The following is a 12,997-nucleotide window of genomic DNA, read 5'->3' on the forward strand; positions in this document are numbered from 1 at the left end:
GTGGCTGTCCTAGCGTCGCCGGTAGCTGAGGTCGAAAATGAGCCGGCCCGCCTCGTGCGCCTTGTTTTCGAAGCTCGTCAGGACCCGGCCGTCGAACCGCGGGGCCCAGCCGCCGGTCTCATCGATGCCCTCGTTGGGGCCGGTGTGTTCCGTGCTCACGGGAGCGCGGCCCTCCTTGACGGGGGCCCCGCCGACGAGGGACTCGACGCCGGATTCCCACACCTGGGTGAGGGGGCTCTCCGCGCCGCTGCGCTCGCCGTCGTGCAGGTTCTCGAAGTCGGGGGAGCCGGCCAAGACCTCGCGCACGTGGACGGCATAGTTGGACCAGTCCGTCGCGATCCGCCACAGGCCGCCAGGCGTGAGCGCCCGGGCGGCGAGCTCGGCGAACGCCGGCTGAATGAGGCGGCGCTTGTGGTGCCGGGACTTGTGCCACGGGTCCGGGAAGAAGACCCACAGTTCCGTCACGGAAGCCGCCGGCAGCATGGTGGCCAGCACCTCGGGGGCGTTCGCCTCCACAACGCGGACGTTGCTCAGGCCGCGGCTGTTGATTTTGATCAGCGTGTTGGCCAGCCCCGGCGTATAGACCTCCACGGCAAGGAAGTCCTTGTCCGGGTTCTCCTCGGCCGCGTGGCACACGGCATCACCGAGCCCCGAGCCGATCTCCACGATCAAGGGGGCCTTGCGGCCGAATTCGGCTTCGGCGTCGAAGACGTAGTCCGGGTGCACGGAGGTGTTGGCGATGTGGCGGGGGACGTCGACGGCCCACCGGTCAGAATGTTCCTCCCACGCCACCTGCCGGCGGCCCTGCAGGCGCGTGCCGCGGCGCACAAAGCTGACCGGCCGGCCGCCATAGGTGCCGAAGGAGGCCTGGCTGCCGGGGGTCACCGGGCGCGGTGTCTGCGGCGTTTCGGGGGACTCTGGGGTTTCGCTCATCCCTTCCAGAATAGTGGAGTTCCGGTGGGCGCCCAGCTGACGGGACGGCCGTCAGTGTCGCTGTTGACACGGCCGGCGGCGCGGAGCCTGCCAGAATGGGGACCGTGACTGTACCGAAGAGCCCCCAGGACTCCACCGTCAGCGGCCTCAAGACCGGGGACCGCCGGGTCTTGCTGGTGGACGCCGAGATCGACGACGTACCCGCGGCGGACCCCACCCGGGTCGGCAGCCGCCGCACCCTGGCCTACCTGGGCGTGTGCCTGGTCCTGATCGGCCTGAACCTCCGCACTGTCTTCTCCAGCTTCGCCGCGGTACTGCCGGAAGTGACGGCCGACGCCGGGCTGCCGGGCTGGGCCGTCGTCGTCCTGACCACAGCGCCGGTAACGCTGCTGGGGGTCTTCGCCCCGCTGGCTCCCGTCCTGGCCCGCCGCTTCGGGGCCGAGCGGGTGCTGCTGGGCGCCATGGCGGTGCTCACCGCCGGGCTGCTGCTGCGGCCCCTGGAGGCCGGAGGCGCCGGGCACCTTCCCGCACTTCTGGCCGGGACTGCCGCCTGCGGTGCCGCAATCTCGCTGTGCAACGTGTTGCTGCCCGGCCTGGTGAAGCGTGACTTCCCGCACCGGCTCGGCCTGATGGGCGGCCTCTACACCACGGCGATCTGCGCCTCCGCCGCCCTTGGCGCCGGTTTCACCTACCCCGTCTTCCGCGCGACGGGGGAGTGGACCGCAGCGCTGTGGTTCTGGGCGCTGCCCGCCGGCGTCGTACTTCTGCTGTTCCTGCCGCTGGCCATCAGGCAGCGCCACAGCCGGCACCAGAGCGCGCACGGCGGCGTGAATGTGTGGCGCTCGGCGGTCGCGTGGCAGGTGACCACCTTTATGGTGCTGCAGGCAATGATGTCCTTCAGTGTTTTCGCCTGGCTGGCTCCGATACTGCGCGAACGAGGGGTGGACGGCGGCACGGCCGGGGTGATCGTCTCCGTCTCGATCGTGCTGCAGATGCTGGGGTCATTGTTCGCCCCTGCGCTTGCCACCAGGTTCCGGGACCAGCGCGCGATCAACACCGTGGTGGCGCTCATGACCGGTGGCGGCTTCGCGCTGAGCATCTTCGGCCCGCTCGAGCTGATCTGGCTGTGGACCGGGCTGCTGGGATTGGGTCAGGGCAGCCTGACCGCCGTCGCGCTCACCATGATCATGGTCCGCACCCGTGACGGCCACACCGCGGCACACCTGTCAGGGATGATGCAGGGAGTGGGCTACGGGGTCGGGTCCACCGGCACCCTGATGGTCGGCCAGCTGCACCAGGCCACGGGGTCCTTCGCGGCGGCCGGGGTGCTGTTCCTCGCCGTCGGATCGCTGGCCGCGGTGTTCGGCTACCGTGCCGGGCGGAACCGCTTCATCGGCGGCTGACGAGATTAATGGGGCAACGGCTCAGGAACGCCGGCCCTGGAGGTAATGCTCGACGAGGTAGTCCGCGATGGCCAGGCACGAGGTAGCCGCGGGCGACGGCGCATTCCGCAGCAGTGTTACCGGCCCCACCTGGTCCACGGCGAAGTCGTCCAGCAGCGCCCCGTCGCGCCCCCAGGCCTGGGCCCGCACCCCGGAAGCCGTTTTCGCCGTCAGATCCGACATGGTGAGTTCCGGAATGAACCGCCGCGCCTTGCGGTAGTAGAGCGACTTCACGAGGGAGGCGCTGATCTCATCCACACCCATCCGCCAGTGCTTTTTCGCCAGCGGACCTGCCCCCGGCCACCGCAGGGATTCCCAGGTGTCCTTCGCCGAGACCGAGAGCCAGCCGTAGCCCTCCCGGGCGAGTGCCGGGACGGCGTTGGGACCCACGTGCACGTCGTCGTACACGCCGCGGGTGAAGTGAACGCCGAGGAAGGGGAACCGCGGGTCGGGCACCGGGTAGATCATCCCCTGCACCAGGTGGTTCCGTTCCGGGTTGAGCGACCAGTATTCGCCCCGGAAGGGGAGGATTTTCGGCGAAGGGTCGGCTCCCACCAGGCGCGCAACGACGTCGGACTGCAGGCCGGCGCAGGCGATCACGCGGTCGAAGCGGTGCTCCGAGCCAGGTGTGCCGACCCGCACGGTGGCGCCCTCGACCTCCATTGTCACCACTTCCTGTCCGAGCAGAACGGTGCCGCCGGCCGTGCGGACGTCCTGCGCCATCGCTTCGGTAATGGCCGCGAAATCGACGACGGCGGTGTGCGGCGATTGGACCGCGGCCACGCCGGCGACGTGCGGTTCGAGCTCGTGCAGCCGCGCGACGTCGTTGATCCGGGCGAGGCCAGGCACACCGTTCGCCCGGGACCGCTTTTCGATTTCGGCCAGGGCAGGAAGCTCGGACTCGTCGACGGCCACCACCAGCTTGCCGACTTCCCGGTAGGGGAGATTCTTCTGCAGGCAGTAGTCCCGCAGGGCGGTCCGTCCCGCGGTGCACAACTGCGCTTTCAGCGATCCCGCAGCGTAGTAGAGGCCGGCGTGCACGACGCCCGAGTTGTGGCCGGTCTGGTGCGAGGCCAGCCGGTCCTCCTTCTCGAAGACGGTGACCTCGCCCAGCCCGCGCTGCACAATGGCGCGTGCCAGCGCGATGCCCACGATCCCGCCACCAATGATTCCAATGCGTTCACTCACGTCAGGGGGTCCTTTTCGCCGCGGTCTTCCCGCGAGTATAGAACCCCGCCGATGCCCGGGGGCTGCGTCCCGCCGCCTGCTGTGGCATGCTTCCCCTTTAGCCAACATCCCGGATCCGCCAGGAACCGCCGCCCGGTCCTTGCTATCGACGTCGGTTGGGTCTCGCGATTCCGTCCATCACTATCGATCAGGCCGCCACTTGCCCCGCACCGCCCCCGCTCCGAGCCTGGAATCAGCCGGCATCTTCCACCGCGACTATCTGCTGGTCACCCTGGGCGCCTGTGCCCTCGTGTTCCTGGCCGCCTTCGAATCGCTCGCGGTCACCACCATCATGCCGCTGGTCAGCCGCGAGCTGGAGGGGGCATCCCTCTACGCCCTGGCGTTCGCCGGACCGCTCGCCACGGGCGTCATCGGGATGGTGGCCGCCGGCAACTGGTCCGACCGGCGCGGCCCCGTGGGGCCGCTGTATGCATCCGTGGCCATGTTTGTGCTGGGCCTGCTCATCGCCGGGACGTCCGTGACCATGCCCGCCCTTGTGGCCGGCCGGCTGGTCCAGGGCCTGGGCGGCGGCGCCATGACAGTGGCACTGTACGTGGTGATCGCCCGGGTCTACCCGCCCGAGCTGCATCCGAAGATCTTCGCCGCGTTTTCCGCAGCCTGGGTGATTCCCTCGCTGGTGGGCCCCTTCGCTGCCGGGCTTGTGGCGCAGCTGGCCAGTTGGCACTGGGTGTTCCTCGGGGTGGTGGGGCTGGTGGTGCCGGCCCTGCTGATGATCGTGCCGGCCCTGCGCGGGTTGCGCGGCACGCCCGACGGCGGAACCCCGGCTGGTGCCGCACCGGGGGACATGCCCACTCCTGCTCCGCGGAAGTCCGCGGGCTCCGGCAGGCTGGCGTGGGCCGCCCTCGCGGCGCTGGCCGTGCTCGGCCTCAACCTGTCCTCCCGGCTACCGGTGGCAGGCGGAATGGTGGCCGTGGCGGCGGTCGTTGTGGCCCTCATCGCCGTCCGCCCGCTGGTGCCGCGGGGAACCCTGACCGCCCGCCGCGGCCTCCCGAGCGTCATTCTCACCCGCGGGCTGGCCTCGGCCGCGTTCTTCGGCGCCGAGGTCTACCTCCCGTACCTGCTGGTGGAGCGCTACGTTTTCTCACCCACCCTCGCCGGGCTGACCCTGACCGGCGGCGCCGTCGCCTGGGCCGTGGGATCCGCGGTCCAGGGCCGGCTCGGGCCACGCCTGGATCACCGCCGCGCGGTTCAAATCGGTGCGGCCCTCGTCCTCGGCGCCGTCGCCCTGGTGCTGGTGGCCACGGTCCTCAGCTGGCCGGCCGCCGTCGTAATCACCGCATGGGTGTTCGCCGGCGGCGGCATGGGGCTGATGTATGCGCGACTGAGCGTGATGACCCTGGCCCTGTCAAGCAAGGAAGACGAGGGCTTCAACAGTTCGGCGATGTCCATTTCCGACTCGCTCGGCGGGGCGCTGTCCCTCGCCACAACGGGCATCATTTTTGCCGCGTTCCCGACGACGGCGGCGTCCTTCGGCGGGGTCTTCGCCCTGACTACGGTGATCGGCGTCGCGGCGGTTGTGGTCGCCCCGCGGGTGGCCGGCCGCCGGCAGAGCCGGTCCGCCGCCGCTGCCGGCCGATAAGACAAACGAGCTCCGGCCGGTGGATCCGGTCGGAGCTCGTTTGTACATGACACCCTCCCGGGTTTCCGGGAGGCGGGTGGTGCCTAGCCCGCTGCCGGGACCTCCCCGGCGCGGCGGACGGCCTTCCATTCCGCAATCCGGGCCTGCTGCAGCGGCGACTGGCGGTTGAAGTGCCAGGCGCCGCCGAGGAGCAGGAACCAGACCGGGGTCACCAGCAGGGCCAGCCGGGTGTCGTCGGCCTGGCCGAGTGCCACCAGCATGAAGCCAAAGAAGGCGAGCACGACGTAGGGCATGAAGCCTGAGCCCGGCATCTTGAACTTCGACGCGGCGTGCAGGGCGGGCCTGCAGCGGCGGAACACGATGTAGCTGATGAGGATCATCGACCAGACAAACATGGTCAGCACGGAAGCCACTGAGGTGACGATGGTGAAGGCGCCGATGACGGAATCGCCGGCGTAGAGCAGGATCAGCCCGGCCAGCAGGAAGATGCAGGAGAACAGGAGGGCGTTCTGCGGGACCTTCCGGGGGCTCAGCTTCCCGAAGGCCTTGGGGGCGTTGCCGTCCTGGGCGAGGCCATAGACCATGCGGGAGGTGGAGTAGATGCCGGAGTTGGCGCTGGACGCGGCGGAGGTCAGCACCACCAGGTTGATGACCACCGCGGCGATCCCCAGCCCGGCCAGCGTGAACATGCCGATGAACGGGCTGCTGGCAGGGTCGATGCTGCGCCAGGGGTTGACGGCCATAATGACGACGAGGGCGCCAACGTAGAACAGCAGTACCCGGATCGGGATGGAATTGATGGCGCGCGGCAGGTTCTTTTCGGGGTTCTTCGTTTCAGCCGCTGCAGTGCCCACCAGCTCGATGCCGGCGAAGGCGAAGATGGCGATCTGGAAGCCGAGGACGAAGCCGAACATGCCGTGCGGGAACATGCCGCCGTCGTTCCACAGGTTGGACATGCTGGCCACCGCGCCGCTGGGGGAGGTGAAGTGGGTGGCGATCATGACGATGCCGGTGATGATGAGGGCGAGGATGGCCACCACCTTGATGATAGCGAACCAGAATTCCGCTTCGCCGAACGCCTTGACGCTGGGGAGGTTCAGCACAATCAGCACCACCGGCGTGATCAGGGCCGGGATCCACAGCGGTGTGCCGGGTGCCAGCTTGTCCACGTATCCGGCGATCGCGACGATGTCGGCCACGCCGGTCACCACCCAGAAGAACCAGTAGGACCAGCCCGTGAAGAAGCCGGCCCAGGGGCCCAGGAGGTCGCCGGCGAAGTCGCTGAAGGACTTGTAGTTCAGGTTGGAGAGCAGGATCTCGCCCATGGCCCTCATGACGAAGAACAGCATGAAGCCGATGATCATGTAGACGAAAATGACGGACGGGCCGGCCAGGGAGATGGTCTTGCCGGAGCCCATGAACAGCCCGGTGCCAATTGCGCCGCCGATGGCCAGCAGCTGGATGTGGCGGTTGCCCAGGGCGCGGGCGAGGTGCGGTTCCTGCCCGTGGCTGCTGGGGGACTCTGGTGCAAGGTTCGGGGCAGCCGTGGTGGTGCGTTCAGACATGAGGCTTCTTCCTTGTTACAGGCGGGCCATGGGCGGAGGGCATTCCGCGGGAGGCCCGCACGGGTCCATCGGGAGTGTGATGGAGGTAACACTTTGTCGTGTGGATTAAGCGTAGGGGCGGGATCCGGGGGCCGCCGCGGCGCCGCAGCACGCCCGGCCGGCGCCGTCGGGGGTCGTCCGGAGGCTCGCCGGGGATGCTGAAAGAGGGTCGTGCCAGGCAGGAGGAAGGCCCGCTCCGCCGCGACGACGGGAATTTTCGACGCCGGTCCCGGCCTGCCGATGCCAGCCCTGTCCGGGCCGCGCGATTGCCCGCCCCGCAGCCTCACAGTCGACATTTGTCGAGAAACCTTGCCCCAGCTGTCGCCCCGTGTCCCCTGTCACATCTGGGGGTGCCCGGCCCGGAAACCCTCGAGGTCGCCGCTAAGGTGCGGGATCGCCGGAGGATTCTTCGGACTGCCGGCGCCGGGCTCAGTGCGCGGTGAGGCGGGTGGCGCGCAGCACGGCGTCCGTCAGGGCGGCGGCCTCGCCGTCGGGCCCGGTGGCGCTCCGGTGCCGGGTGTCGACGACGTCGACCCGCCACTCAGGCTCCTCAATGCCCAGTTCGGCGCCCAGCTGCTCGGCCGTGTAGAACCTCTCCGCCGCGTGATTGTGATGCTGGCCCCACGGCGGCAGCCCGTCGGGGTGGTGGCCGACAATCAGCAGCGTTCCTCCGGTCCGCACCGCTGCGGCCGCCAACTGCAGGGCCTGCTGCCATGGCATCACGGTGGAATGCAGGAACTGGGCCGTGACCAGATCGAAGAGTTCCCCGGGCACCCAGGTGGCGAGATCCTGCCGCACCCACGTGATGTTCCCGCCCTGGCCCCGTTCCTGTGCGTGCGCTTCGGCCCGTTCCAATGCGACGGCGGAGACGTCGACGGCGGTCACTTTCCAGCCGCGGCTGGCGAGCCAGATGGCGTCCGCGCCCTCGCCGCAGCCCAGGTCCAGGGCTGTTCCGGGTGGAAGGGGTGCGGCTTCGGCGATCAGTTGCGGGTTCGGCTCGCCGCTCCAGACCCTGGCCCGGCTGCGGTACTTCTCGTCCCAGACGTGGGCTGCGCTGGCGTTGCTGTTGGGCTCGGGGTGGTCGTGCTCTGTCATCGTTGTCCTCGCCGGTCGTGGGGTCCTCTCCCACATCATGGCAGGGGAAGGCAGCCGGGGACACAGGTAAATCCGAGTCCGCGGAAATTTGACACACGAAGATCACCGCACGGAAACGCCCTCGAAACCTCGGTGGTGGAGGCTGGAGCCGGAAAGCGGAATGACACTGGAGTGAATCCGGATCCGGGGAAGGAGCAGGCCATGACCGCGGGGGACGCGCGGCAGGTTTATTCGAGTGCGGAGCTGTCGGTGGGGGACGGGATTGAAGCCTGGCACAACGGCAAACTGTTCCACCGGGGAGAAGTGATCCGGACCGTGGCGGCCACGGACCTGTTCTGGATCCTGGATGACCGGACCGGGACGCGGAGGCTGATCGACACCGAGGCGCTGCTCATCCTGCGCGCGGAGGCCCCGAGCGGTTCGGCAGCGACGCACGGTTCGGCGCCGCTGGTTGCGGAGCCCGGGCGGCCGGCGTCGCACGTCCCGCTGTTCCAGGCACCCAGCCTGGTGCGCTGACGGGGGAAAGAGGCCCCGGCTCCGCCGGATGATAGACTAAGGGAACTTGATGTGCAGTGATGCCCACTTTGGTCTTGAATGATCGGCCCGGTTCATCAACCGGTTCCCCTGCTGGATTCCTTCCGGATTCCGTTCAGGGAGTGGGATTTTTTCATGTGAGAGGCACATCCTGCGTCGATGAACGCGTTCTATTTGGTCCTGGCCGCCGGCTTTTCCAGCAGCTGGCCGGTTGATCACCTGACTTTTCTTCGGCGAACCCCTGAGCCAACCGGCGCCGGGGGCCGATATCCGCACGGATACCGCCTGAAAGACCTTGAAACTTATGACTACATTTGCTGCCCTTGGCACGCCCAAGGCCCTCGCTGACACCCTCACCGCCCAGGGGATCGTGGAGCCGTTCCCGATCCAGGTCAAGACCCTGCCGGACACGCTGGCCGGACGCGACGTCCTGGGCCGCGGCCGCACCGGCTCCGGCAAGACCATTGCCTTCGCCATCCCGCTTGTAGCACGACTCGCTGAGCGGGAAGCCAAGCATTTCCGCAAGCCCGGCCGCCCGATGGGCCTGGTCCTCGCGCCGACCCGTGAGCTGGCCACCCAGCTGAATGCGACCATCGAGCCGATGGCCACGGCCATGGGCCTGAACACGACCGTGATCTATGGCGGCATTTCCCAGGCCCGCCAGGAAAAGGCGCTGCGCGCCGGCGTCGACATCGTCATCGCCTGCCCGGGCCGCCTTGAGGACCTGATCCGCCAGCGCGTCCTGACCCTCGAAGGTGTCGAGATCACCGTCCTGGACGAGGCCGACCACATGGCCGACCTCGGATTCCTCCCCGTGGTCAAGAAGCTCATGGACATGACCCCCAGCCAGGGCCAGCGCATGCTGTTCTCCGCCACCCTGGACAACGGCGTGGACAAGATCGTCCAGCGTTACCTGTCCAACCCGCTGACCCACGCCGTGGATGAATCACAGGCCGCGGTCACCACGATGGAGCACCACGTGCTCGTCGTCAACGACCAGACCGTCAAGAAGCAGCTGATCGTTGAGCTCGCTTCGGGTGCCGGCCGCCGGGTGCTCTTCCTGCGCACCAAGCACCACGCCCGCAAGCTTGCCAAGACCCTGACGGACGCCGGCATTCCCGCCGTCGACCTTCACGGCAACCTCTCGCAGAACGCCCGTGACCGCAACCTGGCCGAGTTCTCCTCCGGCGAGGTCCGCGTCCTGGTCGCGACCGACGTCGCCGCCCGCGGCGTCCACGTCGACGACGTCGAGCTCGTCATCCACGTGGATCCGCCCACGGAGCACAAGGCGTACCTGCACCGCTCGGGCCGCACCGCCCGCGCCGGTTCCGACGGCACTGTGGTCACGCTGACCCTGCCGGAGCAGCAGTCCGACGTCAAGAAGCTCATGAAGGCTGCCGGCGTCGACGTCAACTTCGAGCGCGCCACCGCCAACTCGCCGTTGGTTGCGAAACTGGTGGGCGAAATGGCCGACAAGATCGATCCGCGCACCCGCGCCGCACTGCTGGCCGCCAAGTCCAACCAGGGCGGCGGCAACTCCACCGGTGCCAACGCCGAGCGCAAGCGCGCCCGCCGCACCACCCAGGCTGCACCCACCGCGGGTGGCCGTGGCGGCCGTGGCGGACGCGGACGCGTCGGAGCTGAAGCTCCCCGCACCGATCTGCCCCGCGCCGAGCGCCGTGCTGTGGCTTACGAAGGCCAGGCCGCCGCGCGCAACGCGGCAGACCGCGTCATCGAGCGCAACGAGGACCGGCAGGATGCCGAGCGCGCCGAGCGCCGCAGCGTCCGCGCCCGCTCAACCTCGTATGGCACTCACCGCAACGATGTTCCGGCTGCAGGCGGCCGCGCCTCGGCCGGCCGTGGTTCAGACGGACGCGCCTCAGAAGGGCGCAGCGACGCCCGGGGCGCTTCGGCTCCCCGCAGCGGCGCACCCCGCACCGGTGGCGCACCCCGCACCGGTGGCGCACCCCGTACGGGTGGCGCAACCGGCGGCCAGCGCGGCGGTCGCCCGGCAACGGGCCAGCGTGCGGCCGGCGCCAAGACCGGCGCGAACTCGGCGGTGTGGTCCTCCAACACCGGCGGCACCTCGGGCGGATCCTACGCAGGCGGCGGCAATGGCCGCTCCAGCGAAGGCCGTCCGGCACGCAGCGGCGGCCCCCGCCGCGCGTCCGCACCGGCGTCGAACGAACGCCGCAGCCGCTAAGCCTTCGGGTTCTCGTTACGCAAGATAGCTCGCGCTACGCGAAGGGCCGGTCGCTACGGGTATACCCGCAGCGACCGGCCCTGGCCGCAGCGTAAGGCAGGAAGCGCAGCGCGAATCGCAAAGCGCAGCGCCGTTTACCAGCCGCGGGCGCGCCACTCCTCAAGGTGCGGGCGTTCCGCGCCAAGGGTGGTCGGCTTCCCGTGGCCCGGGTGCACCACGGTGTCCTCCGGATATACCTCGAACAGCCGCTCGCTGACATCGCTGAGCAGCTGGGCGAACCGTTCGGGATCCTTCTGGGTGTTGCCCACGCCGCCGGGAAACAGCGAGTCCCCCGAGAAGATGTGGGCCGGGCCTTCATGGTCCTGGTACACCAGCGCGATCGAGCCGGGGGTATGGCCGCGCAGGTGTACCGCCGTCACATCGAAGCCGTCGAAGTTGCCGACGTCCCCGTGATCCAGCAGCACATCCACCGGCACGGGCAGCTCGTGGGCGTCATCCGTCCCGGCTGCCGTCTTCACCCCGGTGGCCGCCACCAGGGCCGGCAGCGCACGGACGTGGTCCCAGTGCTGGTGGGTGGTGGCAACCAGCGCCAGCTTCGGCGTCGCGGAGGTATCCGCGGCGGCGTCGGCAAGCAGCCCCTGGATGGCGGCCAGATCATCGGCCGCATCGATCAGGAGCTGCGCGCCGGAGGCCTTGGCCGTGAGCAGATACACGTTGTTGTCCATCTCGCTGACCGAAATCCGGCGGATGGTGATGTCACGTAACGAGTGAATGAGCGAGTCCATGGGCTTCAGTCTACGGATCCGCTATTCGCGGCCCTGGGACACCCAGCTGGGGTTCGCCGAGCGGGAGCCGACGACCGCGTCCGCAGCGGCGTCGAGTTTCGACAGTTGCGCTGCGGTGAAGTCGAGCGCCAGCGCGCCAAGGTTTTCGTCGATCCGGTCCGCACGGCGGGTGCCGGGGATGGGGACCACGGGCAGTCCCAGCTTGCGGCCCTTCGCGAGCAGCCAGGCCAGAGCCACCTGGGCAGGAGTTGCAGCCTGCCCGGCGGCGGAAAGTTCAGCCGCGACTCCCTGCACAGCGGCGACCACGCCCTGGTTGGCGTCCAGCGCCGCCTCGGCGAAACGCGGGATGTTGCGGCGGAAGTCGTTGCTGCCCAGCGTCGACGCGTCCACGGTGCCGGTGAGGAATCCCCGGCCCAGCGGCGAATACGGCACAAACCCCACCCCGAGCTCGGCCGCGGCAGGAACAACGTTGCGTTCCACATCGCGGCTCCAGATGGACCACTCGCTCTGGACTGCGGCGATCGGGTGGATGCTGCTGGCTTCACGCAGCTCCTCGGCCGTCACCTCAGACAGGCCAAGGTGCCGCACCTTGCCGGCCTGCACAAGCTCTGCCATGGCCTCCACGGTTTCCACTATCGGAACGCGGAGGTCACGGCGGTGCATGTAGTACAGGTCAATGGTGTCGGTGCGCAGCCGCTGCAGGCTGCGGTCCACGGCCTGCCGCACATAAGCGGCGTCGCCACGGATGTCGGAGTAGCCGCTGGCCGGGCTGCCCACGAGCCCGAACTTGGTGGCCAGCTGCACTTCGCCGCGGCGTTCCTTGAGCAACTGGGCAATCAATTCCTCGTTGCTGCCCCCGCCGTAGATGTCCGCCGTGTCGATGAAGCTGACGCCGGCATCCACCGCATGGTGCAGGGTCCGCAGGGCCTCGGCCGGATCCACCTCCCCATACACCGGGGTCAGGGCCATGCCGCCGAACCCCAGGGGGCTGACCGCGAGGCCGTCGCCGAGTTGGACTGTTGCTGCGTTCATCTTGGGTCTCCGTTCGCTGTTTCCTACCCGCAACCCGTGTCCGCTCCGGTGTATTCCAACGCTCCCGCCCAGTTGCTGCCAGCGCACAGGCCTGAGCCACGGCGTGTCGCGCGGAGTAGCCCCTCGGGGCACGCACTAACTGGGCGGGAGCGTCCGGGATGCCGCGGGTTCCCGGGCCGGCAGGAGCTTCAGGCCCGCCGCGCAGCCCACAATGCCGGCGATCAACAGCAGTTTCATGGGGCTGGCCGGTTCGACGCCGGTCGCCATCGCCCAGCCGACCGTCAGGGCCGCGCCGATCCCCACCCAGACGGCGTAGGCGGTGCCGAGCGGAATGCTCTTCACGGCCAGGCCCAGCCCCACCATGCTCAGGGACGCGGTCAGCGCGAACACGAGCGTGGGCACCGGCCGGGTGAAGCCATCGGACAGCCCCAGGGCCGTGGCCCAGACCGCCTCCAGCACGGCGGAGGCAAGCAGGATGAGCCATGCCAGGGTGGTTGCGGGCGCCTTCGCTGCTGATTTTGGCGTGCGTTTCGCTGCCATGC

At 69.1% G+C, this 12,997-nt stretch carries 11 protein-coding genes; 4 read left to right on the top strand and 7 right to left on the bottom strand.

What is annotated here, in order from left to right; translation table 11 throughout:
- Positions 1–9: 9 nt before the first annotated feature.
- Positions 10–933, bottom strand: coding sequence for a tRNA (guanosine(46)-N7)-methyltransferase TrmB (gene trmB / locus ACZY0Y_RS05755; protein ID WP_463883162.1), 924 nt, complete (start codon positions 931–933; stop codon positions 10–12).
- Positions 934–1,028: 95 nt separating this feature from the next.
- Here trmB and ACZY0Y_RS05760 point away from each other — a divergent pair, with 95 nt between their 5' ends.
- Complete coding sequence (locus tag ACZY0Y_RS05760; RefSeq protein WP_463957066.1) at positions 1,029–2,336, top strand: CynX/NimT family MFS transporter; 1,308 nt, start codon at positions 1,029–1,031, stop codon at positions 2,334–2,336.
- Positions 2,337–2,357: 21 nt separating this feature from the next.
- On the opposite strand, the gene lhgD is transcribed toward ACZY0Y_RS05760, so the two are convergent.
- Positions 2,358–3,563, bottom strand: a complete 1,206-nt coding sequence (lhgD, locus tag ACZY0Y_RS05765; protein WP_463957067.1) for an L-2-hydroxyglutarate dehydrogenase — start codon at positions 3,561–3,563, stop codon at positions 2,358–2,360.
- Between the two features lie 199 nt (positions 3,564–3,762).
- On the opposite strand from lhgD, the gene ACZY0Y_RS05770 reads away from it, so the two are divergent.
- On the top strand, positions 3,763–5,202 hold the full coding sequence (locus ACZY0Y_RS05770) for an MFS transporter (RefSeq protein ID WP_463957068.1): 1,440 nt from the start codon (positions 3,763–3,765) through the stop codon (positions 5,200–5,202).
- 83 nt (positions 5,203–5,285) lie between these two features.
- Here ACZY0Y_RS05770 and ACZY0Y_RS05775 read toward each other — a convergent pair whose 3' ends face one another.
- Positions 5,286–6,767: an amino acid permease gene (locus tag ACZY0Y_RS05775; RefSeq protein WP_463957069.1), complete on the bottom strand. Its 1,482-nt coding sequence runs from the start codon at positions 6,765–6,767 to the stop codon at positions 5,286–5,288.
- A 468-nt stretch (positions 6,768–7,235) separates the two neighbouring features.
- Complete coding sequence (locus ACZY0Y_RS05780; protein ID WP_463957070.1) at positions 7,236–7,901, bottom strand: SAM-dependent methyltransferase; 666 nt, start codon at positions 7,899–7,901, stop codon at positions 7,236–7,238.
- Positions 7,902–8,102: 201 nt separating this feature from the next.
- Between ACZY0Y_RS05780 and ACZY0Y_RS05785 the strand changes: the two genes are divergently transcribed.
- Positions 8,103–8,417 carry a hypothetical protein gene (locus ACZY0Y_RS05785; protein WP_463957071.1) on the top strand — a complete coding sequence of 105 codons (315 nt, stop codon included), beginning with the start codon at positions 8,103–8,105 and terminating at the stop codon, positions 8,415–8,417.
- A gap of 322 nt (positions 8,418–8,739) precedes the next feature.
- Positions 8,740–10,638 (top strand): DEAD/DEAH box helicase, encoded by a 1,899-nt coding sequence (locus ACZY0Y_RS05790; protein ID WP_463957072.1) that lies wholly within the window; start codon positions 8,740–8,742, stop codon positions 10,636–10,638.
- 134 nt (positions 10,639–10,772) lie between these two features.
- On the opposite strand, the gene ACZY0Y_RS05795 is transcribed toward ACZY0Y_RS05790, so the two are convergent.
- The 3 genes from ACZY0Y_RS05795 to ACZY0Y_RS05805 form a co-directional block, all read right to left on the bottom strand.
- Complete coding sequence (locus ACZY0Y_RS05795; RefSeq protein WP_463957073.1) at positions 10,773–11,423, bottom strand: MBL fold metallo-hydrolase; 651 nt, start codon at positions 11,421–11,423, stop codon at positions 10,773–10,775.
- A 21-nt stretch (positions 11,424–11,444) separates the two neighbouring features.
- The gene (locus ACZY0Y_RS05800; RefSeq protein ID WP_463957074.1) at positions 11,445–12,455 is read right to left on the bottom strand and encodes an aldo/keto reductase; all 1,011 of its coding nucleotides are present in this window, start codon (positions 12,453–12,455) and stop codon (positions 11,445–11,447) included.
- Positions 12,456–12,590: 135 nt separating this feature from the next.
- Entirely contained in the window at positions 12,591–12,995 is a 405-nt protein-coding gene (locus ACZY0Y_RS05805) for a DMT family transporter (protein WP_463883183.1), read from the bottom strand.
- Positions 12,996–12,997: the final 2 nt, after the last annotated feature.

Source organism: Pseudarthrobacter kochi (assembly GCF_055412805.1).